Genomic DNA, 20229 nt, shown 5'->3' with positions numbered 1-20229 from the left:
CAGCCTTATCTCCAGGGCCGCACACGCCGTCGGCCGCCACCGCAGCGAAGGAGCACCGTGCCGCCCACCACCTCCCCCGGAACCGTGCCCGGGGACGGCATCCGCGCAAACTTGGCCCCCAAATTGGCCTCCGCCCGCCGGCCCGGCACCACGGACCGGGACTGGGCAGCCTTCCAGGAGCGGTTCGACGCAGAATTCCCGCGGCTGGAGTCCCTGTTCCGGCGGATCTACGGCCCGGACGGCGACGCCGAACTGCGGCAGCTGGTCCTCGACGCGGCGGCGTCCTGGCAGGCGCGGCCGGCTGACCTGAAGGCCCTGGACGCGGACCGCGCGGCGAACCCGGACTGGTTCCAATCGAACGGGATGCTGGGCGGCGTCTGCTACGTGGACCTCTACGCCGGTGACCTCTCCGGGCTGCGCGACCGCATCCCGTACTTCCGGGAGCTGGGCCTGACCTACCTGCACCTGATGCCGCTGTTCCGCGCCCCGGAGGAGAACTCCGACGGCGGCTACGCCGTCTCCAGCTACCGCGACGTCAACCCGGCCCTGGGCACCATGGCCGAGCTGGCCGCCGTCGCCCGCGAACTCCGCGAGAACGGCATCGCGCTGGTGGTGGACTTCATCTTCAACCACACCTCCAACGAACACGAGTGGGCGCGCAAGGCCGTGGCCGGGGAACCCGGCTTCGAGGACTTCTACCTGATCTTCCCGGACCGGACCATGCCTGACGCGTACGAGGAGACCGTCCGGGAGATCTTCCCGGACGACCACCCCGGCTCCTTCATCCAGCTGGACGACGGGCGCTGGATCTGGGCCACCTTCCACTCCTTCCAGTGGGACCTGAACTACCGCAACCCGCGGGTGTTCCGCGCCATGGCCGGGGAAATGCTCTACCTGGCCAACCAGGGCGTGGACATCGTCCGCATGGACGCGGTCGCGTTCATCTGGAAGCAGCTGGGTACCCCGTGCGAGAGCCTGCCGGAGGCGCACCTGCTGTTGCAGGCGTTCAACGCCGTGTGCCGGCTCGCGGCGCCGTCGCTGTTGTTCAAGTCCGAGGCGATCGTGCACCCGGACGAGGTGGTGCAGTACATCAGCCCGGGGGAGTGCCAGCTCAGCTACAACCCGCTGCAGATGGCCCTGATCTGGAACACGCTGGCCACCCGCGAGGTGAACCTGCTGGCCCAGGCCCTGGAACGCCGCCACCACATCCCGGACGGGACCGCGTGGGTGAACTACGTCCGCAGCCACGACGACATCGGCTGGACCTTCTCCGACGAGGACGCGGCGGAATTCGGCATCAACGGCCACGATCACCGCAGCTTCCTCAACGCCTTCTTCGTCAACCGGTTCCCGGGCAGCTTCGCGCGCGGCGTGCCGTTCCAGGACAACCCCCGCACGGGGGACTGCCGCGTTTCGGGCACGACGGCGTCCCTCGCCGGGCTCGAGGCGGGCGACGGTTCCGCCGTGGCGCGGATCCTGCTGGCCCACTCGATCGTCCTCAGCACCGGCGGCATCCCGCTGCTGTATCTGGGCGACGAGGTGGGGCAGCTGAACGACTACGCCTACCGGCAAGACCCGGCCAAGGCCGAGGACAGCCGCTGGGTGGGACGTCCGGAGTACCCGGCGGAGCGGTATGCCGAACGGACGGACCCGGCGACGGACGCCGGGAAGATCTTCGCCGGACTGACCCACCTGATCGACGTGCGACGGCGGACCCCCGAGTTCGCGGGCGGCCGGCTGGTCCCGTTCCACACCCACAACCCGCACGTGCTGGCCTACCAGCGCCCGGGGACTTCCGACGGCGGGGAATCCACCATCCTGGTGCTCGCCAACTTCGGCGACACCGCCCAGCACCTCGAGGCCGCGACGCTCGGCGGGATGCCGGACACCGCCGAGGACCTCATCGGCGGCGGACGGGTTCCGCTCCGGGACGGTCTGACCCTGGAGCCGCACGGTCTCCGCTGGCTCCGCGTCTGAGGAAGCGCCCGCATATACTTCGGAGATGCCGACAACGTGCCTGGACAGAGGCTGCCGCGACCTTCCTTCTGACTCTCAACAGCCCGGAAGCGCCCGGTGAGCGGCGGTCTGGTCGCCCTGCTGGACGACATCGCCGCCCTGGCCAGGATCGCCGCCGCTTCCGTGGACGACGTCGCGGCGGGTGCGGCCAAGGCCGGTGCCAAGGCCGCCGGCGTCGTGATTGACGACGCCGCCGTCACCCCGCAGTATGTGTCCGGCGCGGACCCGTCCCGCGAACTGCCGATGATCTGGAAGATTTTCCGGGGTTCGCTGCGCAACAAGCTCCTGATCATCCTGCCGGCCCTGCTGCTCATCAGCGCCTTCATCCCGTGGATCATCCCGTTCATCCTCATGGCCGGCGGCACCTACCTCTGCTACGAGGGCGCCGAGAAGATCTGGCACAAGCTCCGCGGCCAGCACGAGGCGGACGAGGACACCCCGGCGGTGGACCGGGGCCCGGAGGCCGAAGCCAAGGTCACCAAGGGCGCCATCACCACCGACTTCATCCTGTCCTGCGAGATCATGGTCATCGCCATGAACGAGGTGGCGGCCGAATCGCTGTGGGTCCGCGCCGTCGTCCTGGTGGCCGTCGCCATAGCCATCACCGCGGCCGTGTACGGCGCCGTCGCGCTGATCGTCAAGATGGACGATATCGGCCTGCACCTGACCACCAAGGACTCCGCCGGCTCGAAGCGATTCGGGGAGCTCCTGGTCCGGGGTATGCCGAAGGTGCTGACCACCATCACCGTCATCGGGACGGGCGCCATGCTGTGGGTGGGCGGACACATCATGCTGCAGGGCGCCCACGACCTCGGCTGGCACGGTCCCTACGACCTGGTTCACGCCCTCGAGCACCCCGTCGCCGGGGTCGCCGTGGTGGGCGGGTTCCTTGCCTGGCTGGTGAACACCCTGTGCTCTGCGGTCCTGGGACTCGCCTGGGGCCTGGTGGTCATGGCCGTGCTGACGCCGCTGCTCAAGGTGCTGCCCTTCGGGAAGAAGCACGACGGCGGCCACGAAGGCCACGCCGCCGGCGACCGTCAGCCGGCACAACAGGACGCCGACCCCGCCGCCTAGTCGGTACTGCCGGCCGAGCCTTGCGCGCCGCCGGCGCGAAGGCCCTCCACGTAGGCGCGGTCCCGGCTGATCCGCTGCCGCAGTTGCCCGGTTCCGCCCACCGAGCCGTGCCCGGGGATGACCGCATCGACCTCGTCGGCCACGCCGTCGAACAGCTGCAGCGCTGCGAGGTAGTCGGCAATCGGATCCTCGGCGTTGAGGTCGAGGAACGGCGTCAGGACGTCGGAGACCATGTCGCCTGCAACCAGGACGCGGTGCTCCTCGATGAGCAGCGCCGCATGGCCTTGGGCGTGGGCCCGATGCTCGATGATCCGGATGGCGGGGCCGTCCCAGGGAAGGTGCGACGCGTTGTCGGGCAGGCCGGTGATGAGCCCGAACAGCTCCATCGGGATCTCGTCCGCGAACTCAGGTGGCAGGACGCCGGCCACGCGGTCCTGCCAGTCCCCCGTGGACAGCAAGGCCTGCAGCGAAGCCGCGCACCGGGCCGTGCCGTAGCGGGGCGCGTCGCCAAAGGCCTCGTGCCACAGGACGTGGTCCCAGTGCGGATGCGTGGCGAAGCCTGCCACGACGGGCTGGCCCAGCTCGCGGACGTCGTGCGCGAGGCCGGCCAGTTCGGTGCGCGTGATGCCGGGGTCGATCAGCAGAACCCCGTCGCGGCCCTGGACGACCACGCAGTTGCTTTGAAGGAACTCGCTCACGTGCACCAGAACGCCCTCCGCGACCTGCCTCAGCATGGACTGCCTCCCGTGTGGTGGTGAACCGCTGGTTGGGAGGCTAATCCTGGCCTGCCACGAGCACAAGCACAAGGACTTCTAGCGTTCTTCAATGGACGACTGCAAATTGACCTTCAGGCCGGTGTCTTCGTTGAACCGGTTGGCCTCCAGATCGGCGAGGACCATGTAGTCGTCTAGAGATCCAGATCCAGATCCAGATCCAGATGCAGGTGCGGCGGGGTCTGGAATGCCGCGGAGACGCGGTCCAAGGAAGTGCTGGGGCTGGCACCGCCGGCGGCTGCCGGAGGACAAAATCGTCGATGAGCTCGTGCCAGTAGTCCAGTGCGGCCCGACAATAAGCCGCGTGGCGTTCTGAGTCGTTGAAACCTGATTACGATTGATCCGCTGCCCCGCATTCGGCTAGGCCACGCCCGGGCATAAGGATCTCGCGGGGTCCGCAAGAAATCCCACGGGTTCGCACTGCCTCGGACTGCATGTAGAGAGACACGGCGGTAACGAAGCACGCGTTGTCCGTCGTGCCGTAAGTTGGTCCTATGGGGCAGACAAAGATCGCACGAGAGCAACAGATTGCCGTATTCGGCGAAAGCGGAAGCGGCAAGACGGTGCTTTTGTCTTCCTTCTACGGATTGGCGATAGAGCAGCTTTTGTCCGGCACGGAGCAATTTGACGTTCTAGCAGACGATAGCGGCGAAGGTCGGCGTCTTCATCAGAACTACCTAGGCATGAAAAATGCGGCCAAGCTCCCGATGCAGAATCGATTTTCCTCCACGTCGTATGCGTTTTCAATCAAACGCAAGCCGGGGACGCTTTCCAGCGTGAGGAAAAAGGCTCCCGATGAACTGCGGCTGGTGTGGCACGACTACCCCGGCGAGTGGTTCGAACAGGAGTCAAACGGGCCTGAAGAAGAGACCCGCCGGATCGACACGTTCCGAGCTCTGTTGGGTTCGGATGTCGCGCTCGTGCTGGTGGATGGCCAGAAGCTTCTCGACAATGCGGGCGAGGAGGAGCGCTATCTCAAAGCGCTTCTGGCCAACCTCAGCACCCAACTGCGCAAGCTGCGTGACAACCTTCTGCCAGATGGCAAACCGCTGGTGACGTTCCCGCGAATCTGGCTGATGGCGCTGTCTAAGGCCGATCTGCTGCCTGAGATGGACGTTATCGGTTTCCGCGACCTGCTCGTCGAGAAAGCTGGAGCAGAACTTAACAATCTGCAAGGGGTGATCGCAACGTTCGTGGAGGCTCCGGAGGCCTTGTCGGTGGGCGACGATTTCGTTTTGCTTTCCTCGGCTCAGTTCGAGCCGGAGAAGATCGAGATAACCAAACGTGTGGGTCTGGATTTGATCCTGCCAATCGCGGCCATGCTTCCGTTTTCTCGCTACGTGGGCTGGGCTCAAGCAATGCGAAAAGGAACTGACGTAGCCGAGCATTTGGTGCGCGTCGCTACACCGGTGGCCGAATTGATTGTAAAGACCAAGATCCCGGGCCTGATAGCCAAGATGCCTGGCCCGGTCAGTTATGTGGTGAACCTAATCGGCCCTGACCTCATGCAGGCCGTTCTCGATCTGACCGGGAAAAAAGTGCTGGACATGCATACTGAGGCGAAAGCAAAGCACGACTTCCTCACCGGGACGTTGACCGGTTTCCAACTGGAGCTGGACCGCGGCGACGTCGAGAAGGTCCTGTTGAGGAGCCGGGCATGACTTCCTACGGTACGGGTGCGGATCATGAGAATGCCTTCATTTGGGCTACTCGCGGGAAGAACTGGGGCTTCCGCTTCCTGCGCACGGCCGGTCGCTCGAACCCGCTAGAGATTTACGAAGCCGCGTTCGCCGGAGTCGGGGACACCACGGAGGCCTTCCGAGGAACCGCAGACACTGTAGCGTTTCGGTTCTTGGATCCGGAGAGACGCCGCGATGCAGCAGGAAGAGTGATCCCGCACGAGTTCGTGCTATTTCCGCCATTCTCTGACGGCGTCGGCTCAGTTGAAGATGGGCTTCGTCTCGTGTGGCCTTTCGTGAGTGATGACTTCGCCCGCGACTGGGAGCAACCTCGTCCACGTATCAACGGTTCCTGATCTCAAGCGGCACTGGAGGTCAGGCGCTCGCCCCGGATCAGCCCTGAGAGGAACCCGGTTCACGCCCAGCATCCGGACGTAAACTGGCGTTCGAACCAGCAGCGCGTGGGGACGTTGCGAGTGGCGCTTTCAGAAGTGGAGACCGGATGCTCTGGAAACTGCTCGTCCAATACCTGCGGCCGCAGCGCGCGCTGCTGCTCGCCGTCGTCTTTTTCCAGCTGGCCGCCTCCATCGCCTCGCTGTACCTGCCCACCCTGAACGCGGACATCATCGACCAGGGCGTGGCGCGCGGGGACACGGACTACATCCTGCGCACCGGCGGCTGGATGCTGATGATCACGCTGCTGCAGATCGCCTGCACCATCGCCGCCGTCTACTTCGGCGCGAAAGCCGCGATGGCGCTGGGCCGGGACGTGCGCGGGGCGATCTTCACCCGGGTGGCCGAATTCTCCGAACAGGAAGTCACCCGGTTCGGCGCGCCCAGCCTCATCACCCGCTCCACCAACGACGTCCAGCAGGTCCAGCAACTGGTGCTGATGTCCGCCACGCTGATGGTCACCGCCCCCATGCTCAGCATCGGCGGCGTCATCATGGCCATTCGGCAGGACGTGCAGCTGTCCTGGCTGATCGCCGTCAGCGTCCCGGTGCTGCTGCTGGCGGTGGGCCTGATCGTGACCCGGATGGTGCCACTGTTCCGGCGGATGCAGACCCGGATCGACACCGTGAACCGGGTGCTCCGCGAACAGCTCACCGGCATCCGGGTGGTCCGCGCCTTCGTCCGCGAGGACATCGAGACCGAACGCTTCGGCCGTGCCAACGCGGACGTCACCGAGACCGCGCTGCGCGCCGGCCGGCTGATGGCGCTCGCGTTCCCCTCCGTGATGCTGGTCCTGAACGTCTCCTCCGTGGCGGTGATCTGGTTCGGGGCGTACCGGATCGAGGACGGGTCCATGCAGGTGGGCACCATGATCGCGTTCCTGAGCTACCTCATGCAGATCCTGATGTCCGTCATGATGGCCACGTTCATGGCGGTCATGATCCCGCGCGCCGCCGTCTCCGCGGACCGGATCGGGCAGGTGCTGGGCACCGAATCCAGCGTCCGCCCGCCCGCGCGGCCGGTCAGCCTTGCCGGCAGCGCCCGCGGCGAGCTGGAGATGCGCGACGTCGGATTCGCCTACCCGGGTGCCGAGGCCCCGGTCCTCTCCGACGTCAGCTTCACCGCCCGCGCGGGGCAGACGACGGCGATCATCGGCTCCACCGGCTCGGGCAAGACCACCCTGGTGAACCTGATGCCGCGGCTCTTCGACGCCACCTCCGGCTCGGTCCGGATCGACGGCGTGGACGTCCGCGAGCTGCACCCGGACCTGCTCTGGGGGCACATCGGCCTGGTCCCGCAGAAGCCGTACCTGTTCTCCGGCACGGTCCGCAGCAACCTGCTCTACGGAAAGCCCGACGCCAGCGAGGACGAGCTCTGGCAGGCCCTCGCCATCGCCCAGGCCGAGGACTTCGTCCGCGAGATGGAGGGCGGCCTGGACGCGCCCATCTCGCAGGGCGGCACCAACGTCTCCGGCGGGCAGCGGCAGCGGATCGCGATCGCCCGGGCGCTGGTGAAAAGGCCCGAGCTGTACATCTTTGACGACTCGTTCTCCTCGCTGGACACCGCCACGGACGCCCGGCTGCGGCAGGCCCTCAAGCAGCACACGGCCGGTGCCACCCTGGTGATCATCGCCCAGCGGGTCTCCAGCATCGCGGACGCGGACCGGATTCTGGTGCTCGACGACGGCCGGATCGTCGCTCAGGGCACGCACGAGGAGCTGCTGGAGACCTCGGAGACGTACAACGAGATTGTGAACTCCCAGCTCGCGGCGGAGGAGGCGGTATGAGCAAGGTCGAATCGCAGACCCCGACGGCGGGCGGCGGGGCAGGCGGGCCCGGCGGCGGCGGCGCTGGCGGGCACGGCCCGGGCGGTCCGCGCCCCGGCGGCGCTTCCACTCCCGGCGGTTCCGGAGGTCCCGGCGCCGGCAAGGACGCCCCGCTCCGCATTCCTCGCCCGGCCGGCGGACCCGGCCGCGGTGGCCCGTTCGCTGGGATGAACGTCCCCGCGGAGAAGGCGATGAACTTCGGCCCGTCCGCGAAGCGGCTGCTGGGCGAACTCCGCCCCGAGCGGCTCTGGCTGACGCTGGTACTGCTCCTCGCCGTCGTCAGCGTGACGTTCTCCGTGATCGGCCCGCGGCTCCTGGGCGAGGGCACCAACCTGATCTTCGCCGGCGTCGTCTCCAAGCAGCTGCCCGCCGGGGTGACCAAGGACCAGCTGATCGACCGGCTGCGCGCAGCGGGGGAGAACCAAAAGGCGGACATGCTCGGCGCCATGAACCTGACGCCGGGCACCGGGATCGACTTCACCGCGCTGTCCTCGGTGCTGCTGTGGGCGCTGGCGCTGTACGTGCTGGCGTCCGCGTTCATGTGGATGCAGGCCTACATCCTCAACGGCGTGGTGCAGCGGACCGTGTACCGGCTGCGCGAGCGGATCGAGGCGAAGATCAACCGGCTGCCGCTGCGCTACTTCGACACCGTGCAGCGCGGCGAGCTGCTCAGCCGCGTCACCAACGACGTGGACAACATCTCCCAGAGCCTGCAGCAGTCCATCAGCCAGGCGGTGACCTCGCTGCTGACCGTGGCCGGGGTGCTGGTGATGATGGTGATCCTCTCGCCCACGCTGGCGATCATCGCGCTGGTGACGATTCCGTTGACGCTGGTGACGACGGCGCTGATCGCCAAGCGCTCGCAGAAGCTGTTCGTGGCGCAGTGGAAGAACACCGGCGAGCTGAACGGGCAGATCGAGGAGACGTACACCGGGCACGCGCTGGTGAAGGTGTTCGGTCGGCAGCGCGAGGTGGAGGAGACGTTCCGGCAGAAGAACGCGGAGCTGTACCAGGCGAGCTTCGGAGCGCAGTTCATTTCCGGGCTGATCATGCCGGCCATGACGTTCATCGGGAACCTGGTCTATGTGGGGATCGCCGTGGTGGGCGGCCTGCAGGTGGCGTCCGGGGCGATGCAGCTGGGCGACGTGCAGGCGTTCATCCAGTACTCGCGGCAGTTCACCCAGCCGCTGGCCCAGCTGGGCTCGATGGCGAACCTGCTGCAGTCCGGCGTGGCGTCGGCCGAGCGGGTGTTCGAGCTGCTGGACACGGAGGAGCAGCTGACCGACCCGGACGCGCCGGTCACGCCGGAGGCGACGCGCGGTCGGCTGGTTTTCGAGGACGTGTCCTTCGCCTACTCGCCGGACAAGCCGCTGATCTCTGACCTGTCCCTGGTGGCCGAGCCGGGGCAGACGGTGGCGATCGTGGGGCCCACCGGGGCGGGCAAAACCACCCTGGTGAACCTGATGATGAGGTTCTACGAGCTCGACGCCGGCCGGATCACCCTGGACGGGGTGGACGTGGCGCTGATGTCCCGGCACGAGCTGCGCTCGCGGATGGGCATGGTGCTACAGGACACCTGGCTGTTCGGCGGGACCATCCGGGACAACATCGCTTACGGCCGGCCCTCTGCCACGGAGGCCGAGATCCTCGAGGCGGCCAAGGCGACGTACGTGGACCGGTTCGTCCGGTCCCTGCCGCAGGGCTACGACACCGTGCTCGACGACGAAGGCGCTAACGTGTCCGCGGGGGAGAAGCAGCTGCTGACCATCGCCCGTGCGTTCCTGGCCCGGCCGTCGGTGCTGATCCTGGACGAGGCAACGTCCTCGGTGGACACCCGCACCGAGGTGCTGGTGCAGAAAGCCATGAGTGCGCTGCGGTCCGACCGGACCTCGTTCGTCATTGCCCACCGGCTCTCCACCATCCGCGACGCCGACCTCATCCTGGTGATGGAGGCCGGCCAGATCGTGGAGCAGGGCACGCACACCTCGCTGCTGGAGGCCGGCGGGGCGTATGCCCGGCTCTACGAGGCCCAGTTCGCGGCACCGGTGGCCGAGGTTTAGAGGAGTTCACTTCGCTGCGAATTCCGACAGCCGAATAAGTAGTCGAGGACATATTTCCTGCTGCCTCATTGAGCGATCTCCAGAGTCGTGTGGAGGCGATGCGGGGTTATTAGGCAGGCGGGACAAGTACTAACACCCTCTTCTACTAAGGTTGTTCGCGCTCGGACGCGCCGAGTCAACGCCGGAGCGATGCGCCGGTACAATTTTGACCCATGGGCTACCCGTATGAGGATCTCGCTGAGGCGCAATTTGAGGCACTGGTCGTGCAAGCTGCCAAGGTGCAGTTGGGTAAAGGTGTCCAAGCGTTCGCGACCGGTGTAGACGGTGGCCGAGACGCACGATTCGAGGGCCTCGCAGATGGTTTTCCCAGCTACTCGCGTCCGTGGGATGGCATCTCGATAATTCAAGCCAAACACACCTACTCGTATGGCTATTTCAGCGACTCAGACTTCAGCGGCGATACGGAAACCTCAGTTTTGAACAAGGAAATCGTGCGAGCCAAGAGACTTCACGATGAAGGTATGCTGGACAACTATCTCCTGTACTCAAATCGTTTCTTGACAGCTAATTCGAACGAGGCCTTGGTGCGGCAGCTGGCGTCAGGGATCGGCATTCCCACCGAAAGCATCCACCTTTGCGGCGTAGAGGCGCTGGATGAAGCATTTCGGGAGGAGCCGCGACTAGCACAGCTCGCCGGAATCAATCCCCTTGACGGGCCTCTTATCGTCTCCAGCCGCGAACTGGCAGAGGTGGTCGAAGCAATTGCACAGGGGATTAACTTCGAGTTCGCTTCCGCGGACAGTCGCCCTCAGGATCGCACTTCGCTTGCCAGGAAGAACGAATTGAACGCCATGACTGAAAAGACTTCCACGCGCCTAATGAGGAACTACGGACATCTACTTCGCCAAATCCAGAAGTTCTTGGCTGAACCAGGGAACGCCCGCATTCGACAGATATATGTTGACTGCGCCGAAGACTTTGACCTGAAGATTGTTGCGCATAAGCAGCAGCATCACACGTTTGATTCAGTATTTGGACGTCTGGTTGATATTCTTGTCAGTCGCGATTCCCTCCTGGGTCGTAATAGAAGACTGACGCGGGCGGTCGTATTTTACATGTACTGGAATTGCGATATAGGCGACACGGAAGAGGATGCGCGTGCTGTTTCCCGGCAAGCATGAGAACCCTGATCATACTGTCATCGCTCTTGCGACAACGATGATCAAGTATTTATCGCGACATAGAGTTGCGAAATATGATTCGTTGTTTGAACACTGCCAGCGCGCGAGCCTGCACGTGGAATATTTGTTCTCGCCGGCCATTAGTCTCTTATATCTACTTGGGCTTGTTCAATATCTACCTAAGTCGGACTCTTTCGAATGGCTTAGAGGGGGAACAGAATGAAGCTGGTACGACTCTACTCAAATAGGCCTGACGTTTTTGAACCTATCCACTTCAATCAGGGCCTATCAGCCATACTTGCTGAAATAAGGCGTTCGGAGAATCGGGGAAAAACGGTTCATAATCTGGGCAAAAGCACAGTTGCGCGTCTCGTCGATTTTTGTCTGCTCAAAGGCCGCTCAGCATCGTTCTTTCTTTTCAAACACCAGGAGCTGTTTGCCGGATTCACATTCTTCCTCGAGTTGCAGCTTCGAGATGGTAGCTACCTAACGATAGCTCGATCGCTTGAATCTCGAAACCCGGTTTCCATTCTCACTTCGGATGAAGATGTGCAGAACGCGGCAGAGGTTGAGTTGAGCAACTGGTCCCACGTGGGATTGGGAATTGCCCCCGCCAAGCGTCTGCTCGACGGCCTTTTTGGATTCTCGGTCATTTCGCCATACGATTACCGCGATATCATGGGCTACGTCCTGCGAGAGCAGGACGACTATGGAGACGTTTTCCATTTGAAGAAGTTTCGCGGAAAACATCAGGAGTGGAAGCCCTTTTTAGCCCATCTCTTGGGTCTGAACGCCGATCTTACTGTCGAGCTTTATGCAGAGAATGAACGTGCAGCCGAACTTGATCAAGCAATAGCTCGTTACAAGCGAGAGGGCGGAACAGCCAATGACGCTGACGTTGTGAAACTCGAAGGCATCATCGGTATTAGAAAGCGAGATCTCTCCGAGCTTGAACGAACGTTAGATAGTTTCGATTTCTCACGAGCTGATGCGGATGCTAATCAGGATTTAGTTGAGCGAGTAGAGGAAGATATTGCCAAACGAAATGAGGAGACCTACCGCCTGTCGCAACTCCTGCAGCGCCTCGACGAGTCGCTGGGTGACGAGGCAATTCTGTTTAGTCCTGACCAAGCCACAAGGCTATTCGCTGAAGCGGGGTTAGCTTTCGAGGGGCAGATCAAGAGGGACTTTGAACAGTTGGTCGCTTTTAATCGTGCAATCTCTGAGGAGCGACGTGAATATTTGCTCGCTGAACGTGCTGAAGTTGAGTCGAGGTTGCAGGAACTAAGGCCTGAATTGGACGAATTGCAGAGTGAAAGAGGTAGGCTATTTAGTTTCCTTGAGGGATCGGACACGCTCGCGAAGTATAAAGAAGTTTCGGGGCAGGTCATTTTGCTTCGTGCCGACATCTCATCTTTGGAGAGACAGCGGGATGCCCTTAACGAGATTGTGCACCTGAGGCAGGATCTACGTCAGATTCAGGACCGCAAAAATCAGCTGCAGACGGCGATAGAGCAAGACGTACGGGCACAGGCAGGAAACTCTTCTAGTCGGTATCAGGAGATCCAGAGATACTTTGATGGCATCGTGCATTCGGTTCTCGACGAGCATGCCCTACTATCAGTTTCGGTGACCTCCACGGGCAGTCTTGAGTTTTCTGCCGATATCGTTGACTCAACGGGGAGTGCAACTAGCGCGAGTAGAGGCTTCACCTTTAAGAAGTTGCTATGCATTGCATTTGATCTTGCTGTTTTGCGTTCGTATCAGGCGCAAAATTTTCCAAGATTTTCTTTTCATGACGGCGTATTCGAGAGTCTTGAGCCACGGGCCAAGCGCCGGCTAATCGAGGTGCTGCGAGAATACGCGGAGCTCGGCTTACAGCCGGTAATAACGACTCTTAGCTCTGATTTGCCCGATACCATAGAGTCAAGTGACAGTACCATTCGTCTGGATGAGGTGGTGCACAGGCTGCACGATGATGGTGATTCCGGCAGGTTGTTCAAGACGCGTTCGTTCTGAGCCATTCACATTGAGCAAAACCTAGACAAATGGCCGTAGCTTTGACAGCCATATTGTCGGATTTTGGCTCGCCTTGGACTTAGGCATCAGTCCAGCGGGCCGAAGTAGTAGTCGAAGATTTCGGCGGCCGTTTTAGACGGAAACTTCAGGCGCTTGGGCGCCTCATACGTCCCACTCGGGTTTGCTTGCAACCACTGCTGCGCGACTTGGCGGGCGGCGAGTCGGGACTCTAGTTCGGCTATGGCCCCTAACGCCCAAAGCATTGTTGACAGTTGTAGCTTCTCGACGCGCGAGTGGTCACCGGCAACTCGTTCGGCAAAGCTCTTAAACACGCCGTTATCGCCGCTCTCTGGATCGATGTCGTACTGCCACACGTCAGTGACTTCATGGCTGTCCAGGACTATGTAGCAGGGTCGGTTGTATCCCTGCCCGTCATCAGCGGGGGTACTACGGATGGGCGCTGCGCTGTCTAGGATGCCGACTATGTCATCCGGCATACGGCCCCCTGCAGAATCAGGTCGTTCCCGTTCTATCCACCCTATGCCGGTATTTGGCGCGCCGATCTGCCATCCCCGTTTCGAAAGAAACTTTCCGCTCGACTCAGTTGCAGCTGCAATCAACATGGAGAATCCCACCTTGCTGGCTGCTTGAACTGAGGCATGCAACAAGTTTGAGCCTACGCCTTGGGCTTGGAACTCTGGATCCACAGCGATTACTGTCGCCATACCTACGCTCGTCGGTTTACCTACGGATTTGGGCCACTCTCTGACACTCGCAAAGCCAATAACTAGACCATCCTCTGTCGTTGCGACGAAGTGCCTTCGCTTGTTTTTCCTCCAATCGACTATGTCCTGCAAAAAGTCCCGCTGATTCGCCGCCCTGTCACCTTGGTTCCAAGTGATGTTTTCTGTTACAAGCCGCCATACGTCAGCGTGATCGTCCTGCTTCGCAGAACGGATATTGGTTGCAGTCGTTGAAGCCATACAGTGATTCTTTCACGCAGTAGTTGAATGACAGCTAGGTTAGAAGTCGGTGAGTTCATGAATCGCTCTAGATTGACCTGCGACTTCTGCCAAACGAGCTTTGCGTCCCATGGGTGGCATGCACGAGGAATCACAAAAATTTATACTACGGCTACCGGAGCCCTCGACGGGAGCCCTGGTGGAGGCCTTCACCAGGGACAACGTTATGAAGGTGAACGTGTTGCCTCTGACGCCAAACGAGCCCGCCGAGCGTACCCAGTCCGGGCAGGGCACCGGCAAAGTTCACGGGGATGGAGGTCATCCGCAGGTCCGCTTACTAAGCGCGCGCCCGGGCCGCCGGCTCCCCGGCCCGTAGATCACTCCATGACTTCAGCTTCGACCACCATCCCGGCCCCAAATGCGACGCGAGCGTGCACCTGGCCCCGAGCGCTTTGCTCAGCGAGACATCCAACATCGTCCGGTTCGGCCCGGCCGGAACTGGCGAAAAACGCATCGCGACCGGTCTGGGGTTGCGCGCCACTCAGCCGCGCCCTTGAGTCCTGTTCGCGACCGCCATCGACTGGGTCGCCCGGCTTAATGCCGCCGGCAGAGCGAACGGCCGCCATCGGAACTAGTCCGGCTGCTCCGCTACGGGCTGATCATCGTGATTGAAGTCGGTTACATCCCGCTCGAAGGGGGTGCAGCGAACCTATTCTTCCAGCTCGTCTCATAGCGCTACGAGCACGCCTCGCTGATTCTGACATCGAACCTGCCGTTCGCACGATGGGGGGTCGTGTTCGGAGACCAGGTCATCGTCTCCACCGCATCGTCCCCACCGAAGTCGTGACCTTGTTGGCCTCGAGCTACCGTCTCAAACGCGCCGCACGGATTCGTTACCCGACACGACCGGAAAATTAGGCCGAATAGCGAACGTCAACGTGGCTCGCTTTTCAACCCACAAATCGGCTCGGTCTTCGACCGTCGCTGACAGGTGTTCGGCTTTTAGGATGGGGCTCTCTTCACCGCACCAATTAGCGCACGGCGCTGAACGCAGGACCGCAGTTGTGCTCGTTTTTACAAATGCGGGGCCTTGGCCAACGTCGGCACCGAACCCGAGTAACGTGAGTTAGGAAATAAGCCGTCTTTCAGCTCTGTGAACAATCCTCAGTAAAAGATCTGCAAGTTGAATGATCTCAGCCGCTTCTACGGGATCATCGAACTGGACTGTGCGATGGCTTGCCGGGTTCTTGTAGGCGCCTATGGCACCGGCAAAGAGGCTGGCGGTTGCTTCCCTCTCTCCACCTTCAGCATCAGCATCCGTCAAGGGTCCATCAGCTGCGTGAAACGCCCTTCGCATCAGTTTTACACCGACCAACTCGTCGGGGAGCCCGGCTGCACGTCTGACCTCCACCTCTACGGTCTTGAGCGCAGCGAAGCAAGCAGTTTCGAAGTCCCCAAGGGAAAAGTTGGTCTGAGCCGACGACAGCAGAGGGTTCAGAGGACCGGCCAACCTTTCAGCGGCCCATACTTTTGAGATTGAGTTCGGGTCGTCTGCCAGCTCCTGCCCCGGGGCCGTTACCCGCTGCCATTTTGAGGCCGCCGCCGTACCCGGGCCGATGAGGCCGTGGCTCTCCAGCCACGCCCAGGCGTCACTGAGCCGGTTCAATAAGAATTTATGGTCCACTTGGGGGTTGACCCTAATCGCCTCATCAAGATTTCTGAAAGTGCTGTTGGCGCTGACGTCTCCCTTTCCCAGCCTTTCTAATAGCTTCAATGCGAGATGGGGTAGCGGGAGGTTTCGGATGTCGTCGAATGCGACCAACGGGCGATACATAGGATTAGCTTAAGTGAAAGCGGACTAACCGATCCAAAAGGGAGTCGCGGCACGTCTTGAATGGCGTTTCGAGGGTGGACATCGCTGTCGACGGGAATCTTGCGATGTCCTGCCACGCGGATTCAAAGCCCACTTCGCCACAATCCACGATGTGGACGACGTCAAGTAGGAGCGGGTCTTCAGAATCAACGTCGGGGCCATCATCCGCTCGACCCGCGCCGTTGTGCCGCTGATACTTAGAGCCGGTTCCGGCTCCGCGGTCAACGTCGCCTCTGGGCCGGCCTCCGGGGTTTCGGCCGCCGTTGCAGCGTACACCGCGTTCAAGCACACGTCGGAGTGGGTGAGAACTCCTCGGTGACGAACAGGTCCGGGGCCTGCGCTCCAACGCCGTGGCACCCGGCCCCACCATCAACCAGCACCAGCCACTGTGCCAGGTTCAGCATCATGCCTGGAGCTCAGCGCCTCGTGGCGGCGTTCTGTGATCGCTGGTACGTAGAGGTTTGAAACTCTAAGGCGGACTAGGAGAACGAATCTGCCGCCCGTAATCGGAGCCCATACGTCCACTGCGGAGATTGCAGGAGACTGAATTCTTGCCTGTATGGGGGAGTAGCCTTAGGTCTATTCCCATTATCAAAAGGAGCAGCGCTGGGACTGTGCATAGTTCACAGAGGCGTGACGGGTTATGCTGGTAGCGACTCTCCAGAGCAAATATGGAGAGGCCCCGCTCCTGGCAGAGCGAGGCCTCTCGGTTCAGATTGGCTAGAAGGCCCAATCGTTGGCGAGTTGACCAAATGCAAGGATGATCGCCGCTATCCCATAGAGGACTTTCGTGCAGTCCAAGTGGATGGCGGCGTTCACTTTAACGCGTACGCGGGGTTTTCGCATGCTAGCCATCAGGTAATCACCTCCTGTTCTATCCCGCCGTTGAAGTGGAACCACTCCAACCTTGAGGATGTCGGGTCTGTGTGGATCGAACAAGCAAGACTCTATGGACTGGCCGCGGGCATTTCCACTACACTGAGATGACGGCTAAAGCCGCAAGTTGTGAGACGTAGAAAATAGAAATGACGTAAGTCATATTCATGCGGCTTTATGCGTTCAGACTTATGCGCGGAAATTAAGGGACATGAGTGTTTTTACAGTGGATTTTTCCCGAGCTCCTAACGTCAAGGAGCGCAGGGCTCTCGCCGCTAGGTTGGGGCGGCTTGAAGGGGGCTACGGTGACTCCGTGACTCGCGTTGCTGCTAGTACGGCCCACCTTCTCGGCGGAAAGGGCCCCCTTGCCTCAAGAGGATTTCGGGTCAGACCTGCCTTCTCCTACAAGTCCACCCCTCCTCCGGGCGACTATTCCGACAGAAAGGTTCCTCCGCATAATCTCCGGCCGCCTGCGACCTGGATCTCATCTAGCCAGGGGGCAACACTCAGGCTCTACCTCATGACCATTGCTATCGCCCAGATGAGCAAGACGGCTGGCGCGACAGCTGATTCCCTGCCCATCATTGGGGACGCCGAGAAGAATACAGACCTTCTCGGCCTGACCGACGTTGTCGCAACGAATGCGGTCAAAACCAAAGAAAAAAACCACTTCCTCCATGCGCGTGACAAACGTGCCAGGTCTATTCGCAGCAGCATGCTAACGCTCAGCAGCGCCGGTTTGGTCGATCTCGGTTCAAAGCCGGGAGGTAGCACTGATTTCGAAAATTACACTCTCCTCGACGAAGCTGGCGGTTCCGTTATGGAACCCAGCGTCTATAAAGTTCCAAGGCCTAGGGACGCTACCATCACGTTGCCGTCGGGCTTCATTACCATGTCTTGGCTCCATGTCCTTGAAGACTCGGAGATCAACCTTCTGCTTATGATCGCTTGCGGCGCCAGGAGCCTGGCCGGCGGGGGCGTGGCTATTTCTGGCGAGGACAGAGTACTCCATTACGGGATTGGACCGGACGTTTATGCACGCGCACGAAAAACCCTGGAATGGTTCGGCCTTATCGAAGTGACTGAGAGCGATCGCCACCCGGATGGTCGTACCGAAGGTGATAAGCCCCATCAGCTTCATCGGTTCGGAATCATTCCATCCGGCTTTGACCGCGAAGCTCTTTCTACCGTCAAAGCAACTATTGTTGAGCAGATGGCTCGCCGTTGATGATCGGGAGTCGCGCGCATGTGCGACAGTCGATTTCGCGGCCGGGCTTCTCAGGTCTCTGACCGCCGCCCCCGCTTTTCGGTGCGGGCGGCATACGCGCGAGCACGCTGACAGATAACCACCTACACGAGCGGCCAGGGATAACGCGTCCCCGTCCGGTCGACCGGCAGGGAACCGGCGACCAGCATCCGCTGCACTCGCCGCTGCAGGGCGGCGACCTCGTCGTCGTCGAGCAGTTCCGCCAGCTCTGCGGGGACCGCCTCGGCGATCGGGGCGATGTCCGCCAGCAGATCCTCGGGGATGGGTTCGCCGGCGAAGTCCCAGATCACCGTGCGGAGCTTGAACACGGCCGAGAAGCAGAGCCCGTGGTCGATGCCCCAGATGCGGCCGTCGTCGCCGCGGAGCACGTGGCCGCTCTTGCGGTCGGTGTTATTGGCGACGAAGTCGAACAGGGTGAGCCGGGCCAGCACGGCGTGGGTCTCCGGGCATCCTCGAACAGGTTGAAGTAGTGCTGCCGGAATTCGCGCTCGACAAACCACTGCAGCGAGCCGACGCTCAGGGGAGCGTCCTCGCGGATCACGGTGGGCGGGACGAAGCCCCAGCCCAGCGATTCACTGAGCAGTTAGGCGGAGCGTTCGCGCTTGTAGAGCCACGGCTTGGAAATCCCTACAACCGCTGCGGGTCCTCGGCGTACATTTGCAGGCGGATTTCCAGAGCCTCGGTCATGTGGCGGGCGGCGATGTCGCCCGCTGTGGTCGCGTCGCTGGCCTCGATGGCGGCAACCAGGGCTTCGTAGTCGGCCAGTACCGCGTTCCAGCGGCCCGGGTGGGTGAGCGTAGTCAGGGTGTAGCGGCGGACTTGTTGGTCCAGGCCGGTCAGCAGTCGCACCAGTGACAGACTGTGGGCTGCGGTCCAGATCAGGCCGTGGAACTCCCGGTTCGCCTCGGCCAGCGCCGGCCCGTCCGCCGGATCCAGCGACCGCATGACCTGGTACTTGGCCCGAAGTAGCCGGACGTCCAGGTCCGTCCGCTTCCGCGCAGCCTTTGCCGCTGCCGCCTCCTCAAGCACGATCCGCGACTCGTAGATGTCCACGATCTCCTCGGCCGTGTGCGTCCGGACCGCCAGGATCTTGCCGCGGCGCTCCAGCAAGCCGTCCTGCTCCAGCCGCTGCAGCGCCTCGCGGACCGGCGTGCGGGAGGCGCCGTACCTCTCCGTGAGCTTGACCTCGGTGAGGGTCTCCTCCGGCGTGATCGCCGAACTCAGGATGTCCTCCCGCAGGCGGCTGTAGACCGACTTCTCCAACACCATGCACGCTCCTCACCGGGGCCCGGACCGGCGTCTAAGGCAACTTATCCGGGTTCCCATCACCCAGCTGGCAGTATACATTTGCATTCAATTGCGGCGCCGGAGCCCGGACGGCCGCGCCCGGCAACGAAGAAGGAGCGTCCATGCCCGCCGAGATCCTGCTGGTCCACGGAAGCATGCTCGGCGCCTGGTGCTGGGAAGACACCATCGCCGAACTCGCCGCGCTCGGTACGGAGGCCGCCGCCTTCGACCTCCCCGGCCACGGAAAGAACGCCACCCCGCGCGGCTCGGTGACTGTGGCGGATTACGTGGCCGCCGTCGTCGAACGTCTGGACGCCGCGCCGGAACCCGTGGTCCTCGCCGGGCACAGCATGGCTGGGTACCCGATCGCCGCCGCGGCCCTGCAGCGCCCGGAGAAGGTCCGGCACCTGGTCTACTTCAGCGCCCAGGCCCGCAAACCGGGCCAGTCCTGGGCGGACACCCTGGACCCCGCCATCCGCGAGACCTACGAACGGGAGGCCGCCGAGCGCGGGGACGGCAGCTACGTGGTCCCCGCCGAGGTGGTGGCTGCCCGTTGGCTCTCCTCGTTGGACCCGGGAGACCCGAGGATCGAAGCCATCCGCTTCCGCCTCACCCCGCAGCCCGTCGGACCGCTCCTCGAACCGTGGACCTTGGCCGCCGGCTCCCTGGACGGCGTCCCCGTGACCTACATCTGGCCCGAGGAGGACCGGCAGAACACCGAGCGGCGGATGCGGATGTCCCTGTCCAACCTGCCGGCTGCCACCCGGCTGGTCACCATGAACGGGGACCACTGCGCCATGCTGACTGACCCCGCGGGCACCGCAGCCGCCCTCCACGCCGTCGTCGCCGGGTAGCGAAGCGCACGGAGGCAGGAGCCGGATAGG

General features: G+C 62.4%; 18 protein-coding genes. 13 read left to right on the top strand and 5 right to left on the bottom strand.

Annotated elements, in window-relative coordinates; translation table 11 throughout:
- The first annotated feature begins 111 nt into the window (after positions 1–111).
- Together ACFVY3_RS14185 and ACFVY3_RS14180 are read left to right on the top strand one after the other, a co-directional pair.
- Positions 112–1977 (top strand): alpha-amylase family glycosyl hydrolase, encoded by a 1866-nt coding sequence (locus tag ACFVY3_RS14185; RefSeq protein WP_400160306.1) that lies wholly within the window; start codon positions 112–114, stop codon positions 1975–1977.
- A 96-nt stretch (positions 1978–2073) separates the two neighbouring features.
- On the top strand, positions 2074–3090 hold the full coding sequence (locus tag ACFVY3_RS14180) for a DUF808 domain-containing protein (RefSeq protein ID WP_400160198.1): 1017 nt from the start codon (positions 2074–2076) through the stop codon (positions 3088–3090).
- Here the strand turns inward: ACFVY3_RS14180 and ACFVY3_RS14175 are convergent.
- Positions 3087–3824 carry an MBL fold metallo-hydrolase gene (locus ACFVY3_RS14175; RefSeq protein WP_400160197.1) on the bottom strand — a complete coding sequence of 246 codons (738 nt, stop codon included), beginning with the start codon at positions 3822–3824 and terminating at the stop codon, positions 3087–3089. The two genes, ACFVY3_RS14180 and ACFVY3_RS14175, sit on opposite strands and share 4 nt — an antisense overlap.
- A 533-nt stretch (positions 3825–4357) precedes the next feature.
- Here ACFVY3_RS14175 and ACFVY3_RS14170 point away from each other — a divergent pair.
- The 7 genes from ACFVY3_RS14170 (at position 4358) to ACFVY3_RS14140 (ending at position 13080) form a co-directional block, all read left to right on the top strand.
- The gene (locus ACFVY3_RS14170; protein ID WP_400160196.1) at positions 4358–5524 is read left to right on the top strand and encodes an ATP/GTP-binding protein; all 1167 of its coding nucleotides are present in this window, start codon (positions 4358–4360) and stop codon (positions 5522–5524) included.
- Positions 5521–5898, top strand: a complete 378-nt coding sequence (locus tag ACFVY3_RS14165; RefSeq protein ID WP_400160195.1) for a hypothetical protein — start codon at positions 5521–5523, stop codon at positions 5896–5898. Before ACFVY3_RS14170 ends, ACFVY3_RS14165 begins: the two co-directional genes overlap by 4 nt.
- Before the next feature lie 146 nt (positions 5899–6044).
- On the top strand, positions 6045–7781 hold the full coding sequence (locus ACFVY3_RS14160; protein WP_400160194.1) for an ABC transporter ATP-binding protein: 1737 nt from the start codon (positions 6045–6047) through the stop codon (positions 7779–7781).
- Positions 7778–9880 (top strand): ABC transporter ATP-binding protein, encoded by a 2103-nt coding sequence (locus tag ACFVY3_RS14155; protein WP_400160193.1) that lies wholly within the window; start codon positions 7778–7780, stop codon positions 9878–9880. The genes ACFVY3_RS14160 and ACFVY3_RS14155 overlap by 4 nt, the downstream gene beginning before the upstream one ends.
- 212 nt (positions 9881–10092) lie before the next feature.
- Positions 10093–11061, top strand: a complete 969-nt coding sequence (locus ACFVY3_RS14150; RefSeq protein WP_400160192.1) for an ABC-three component system protein — start codon at positions 10093–10095, stop codon at positions 11059–11061.
- The gene (locus tag ACFVY3_RS14145) at positions 11033–11284 is read left to right on the top strand and encodes an ABC-three component system middle component 8 (RefSeq protein ID WP_400160191.1); all 252 of its coding nucleotides are present in this window, start codon (positions 11033–11035) and stop codon (positions 11282–11284) included. The genes ACFVY3_RS14150 and ACFVY3_RS14145 overlap by 29 nt, the downstream gene beginning before the upstream one ends.
- A complete protein-coding gene (locus ACFVY3_RS14140; protein WP_400160190.1) occupies positions 11281–13080 on the top strand; it encodes a DUF2326 domain-containing protein in 1800 nt (599 codons plus the stop codon). Before ACFVY3_RS14145 ends, ACFVY3_RS14140 begins: the two co-directional genes overlap by 4 nt.
- Before the next feature lie 86 nt (positions 13081–13166).
- On the opposite strand, the gene ACFVY3_RS14135 is transcribed toward ACFVY3_RS14140, so the two are convergent.
- On the bottom strand, positions 13167–14063 hold the full coding sequence (locus tag ACFVY3_RS14135; RefSeq protein WP_400160189.1) for a GNAT family N-acetyltransferase: 897 nt from the start codon (positions 14061–14063) through the stop codon (positions 13167–13169).
- Positions 14064–14793: 730 nt separating this feature from the next.
- On the opposite strand from ACFVY3_RS14135, the gene ACFVY3_RS14130 reads away from it, so the two are divergent.
- Positions 14794–14889: a hypothetical protein gene (locus tag ACFVY3_RS14130; protein ID WP_400160305.1), complete on the top strand. Its 96-nt coding sequence runs from the start codon at positions 14794–14796 to the stop codon at positions 14887–14889.
- Between the two features lie 279 nt (positions 14890–15168).
- Here the strand turns inward: ACFVY3_RS14130 and ACFVY3_RS14125 are convergent, their stop codons facing one another.
- Positions 15169–15864, bottom strand: a complete 696-nt coding sequence (locus ACFVY3_RS14125; protein ID WP_400160188.1) for a TIGR02391 family protein — start codon at positions 15862–15864, stop codon at positions 15169–15171.
- 235 nt (positions 15865–16099) lie between these two features.
- On the opposite strand from ACFVY3_RS14125, the gene ACFVY3_RS14120 reads away from it, so the two are divergent.
- Positions 16100–16234, top strand: coding sequence for a hypothetical protein (locus ACFVY3_RS14120; protein ID WP_400160187.1), 135 nt, complete (start codon positions 16100–16102; stop codon positions 16232–16234).
- 1077 nt (positions 16235–17311) lie between these two features.
- Positions 17312–18019 carry a hypothetical protein gene (locus tag ACFVY3_RS14115; RefSeq protein WP_400160186.1) on the top strand — a complete coding sequence of 236 codons (708 nt, stop codon included), beginning with the start codon at positions 17312–17314 and terminating at the stop codon, positions 18017–18019.
- A 122-nt stretch (positions 18020–18141) separates the two neighbouring features.
- On the opposite strand, the gene ACFVY3_RS14110 is transcribed toward ACFVY3_RS14115, so the two are convergent.
- Complete coding sequence (locus tag ACFVY3_RS14110) at positions 18142–18489, bottom strand: hypothetical protein (RefSeq protein ID WP_400160185.1); 348 nt, start codon at positions 18487–18489, stop codon at positions 18142–18144.
- A gap of 196 nt (positions 18490–18685) precedes the next feature.
- Positions 18686–19327 (bottom strand): GntR family transcriptional regulator, encoded by a 642-nt coding sequence (locus ACFVY3_RS14105; protein WP_400160184.1) that lies wholly within the window; start codon positions 19325–19327, stop codon positions 18686–18688.
- Between the two features lie 140 nt (positions 19328–19467).
- Here ACFVY3_RS14105 and ACFVY3_RS14100 point away from each other — a divergent pair, with 140 nt between their 5' ends.
- The gene (locus tag ACFVY3_RS14100) at positions 19468–20199 is read left to right on the top strand and encodes an alpha/beta fold hydrolase (RefSeq protein ID WP_400160183.1); all 732 of its coding nucleotides are present in this window, start codon (positions 19468–19470) and stop codon (positions 20197–20199) included.
- Positions 20200–20229: the final 30 nt, after the last annotated feature.

Origin of the sequence: Arthrobacter sp. BPSS-3 (assembly GCF_044628475.1) — a bacterium.
Classification (GTDB): domain Bacteria; phylum Actinomycetota; class Actinomycetes; order Actinomycetales; family Micrococcaceae; genus Arthrobacter.
Note: the sequence above shows the minus strand (reverse complement) of the source record. Positions and strands in the feature narration are given on the sequence as shown.